2 protein-coding genes are annotated in these 888 nt (G+C 27.0%); one reads left to right on the top strand and one right to left on the bottom strand.

The genetic code is table 11. The features are described from left to right. Nucleotides 1–143: 143 nt before the first annotated feature. The gene (locus J5G60_RS18525; protein ID WP_378061205.1) at nucleotides 144–389 is read left to right on the top strand and encodes a DUF378 domain-containing protein; all 246 of its coding nucleotides are present in this window, start codon (nucleotides 144–146) and stop codon (nucleotides 387–389) included. A gap of 142 nt (nucleotides 390–531) precedes the next feature. On the opposite strand, the gene J5G60_RS18520 is transcribed toward J5G60_RS18525, so the two are convergent. After that, nucleotides 532–795, bottom strand: a complete 264-nt coding sequence (locus J5G60_RS18520) for an HPr family phosphocarrier protein (RefSeq protein ID WP_150359086.1) — start codon at nucleotides 793–795, stop codon at nucleotides 532–534. Between the last annotated feature and the right edge of the window lie 93 nt (nucleotides 796–888).

The following is an 888-nucleotide window of genomic DNA, read 5'->3' as shown; positions in this document are numbered from 1 at the left end:
TATTTATATTATATTATATTATTATATTCGTATAATCTTATAAAAGTGTACAAACTGTTCTATTTTACAAAGTTACTAATATACTTTAATTAGAAAAAGTATATTGTATGGAGGTGAATTTTTATTGAGGTTCGAATCTAAGAATGACTTATACAGCCTCAGTAAATGAAAGTATGTATAAATTCAGTATAATAGACAAAATTTCTTTAATATTGACCATCATAGGTGCAATAATTTGGGGACTTATAGGTTTATTTAATTTTAACATAATTCAAATTATATTTGGTGAACCTTCCAATCTAATCGGAAGGATAATAGACATACTCATAGGTGTAGCAGGTATTGACATGATTATATTGCTTTTTAAAACTAAAAACAGCTGCAAATAAAATGAGAAGACCTTTCATTGGTCTTCTATTTTATTCACAGTTATTCTTTTATCAAGCATTGGTTTTTGTAAAAGGTTGAGGTGGAAAAACACTACCCATAATAGGACTCCACTTTAACCAAAAATCACTCAATTAAAATTGACTATAATGTTTCCAATGAATTTATTAATTTGATAATTTCTTCTATGGCCAATGACTCGTCATCACCAGATGCAGTTATTTTAACAGTTGAATTCTTGGTTACACCTAATGAAAGTACTCCAATTAAACTTTTTATATTCGCCTTTTTTCCATCAAATTCTATGGATAAATCAGATTTAAATGAAGAAGCTTTCTTAACCAGTAGTGTTGCAGGTCTTGCATGTAATCCTGTAGGGCTTTTAACTATAACTTCTTTAGAAACCATTTAATTCACCTCTATCTCAGTTTATTGTTGTTATAACAGATCTCAAATTCTTCTTAATTATTATACCATTTTTTATTAATATTTGAATAATAA

This window comes from Clostridium sp. HV4-5-A1G, assembly GCF_900184915.1.
GTDB lineage: Bacteria > Bacillota > Clostridia > Clostridiales > Clostridiaceae > Clostridium_B > Clostridium_B aromativorans.
The sequence above is the reverse complement of the archived record's forward strand: the minus strand, read 5'-3'. Positions and strand labels throughout refer to the sequence as shown.

Coding starts and splice junctions, on each gene's coding strand:
- J5G60_RS18525 (WP_378061205.1), top strand. CDS start 144: ATGACTTATACAGCCTCAGTAAATGAAAGTATGTATAAATTCAGTATA.
- J5G60_RS18520 (WP_150359086.1), bottom strand. CDS start 795: ATGGTTTCTAAAGAAGTTATAGTTAAAAGCCCTACAGGATTACATGCA.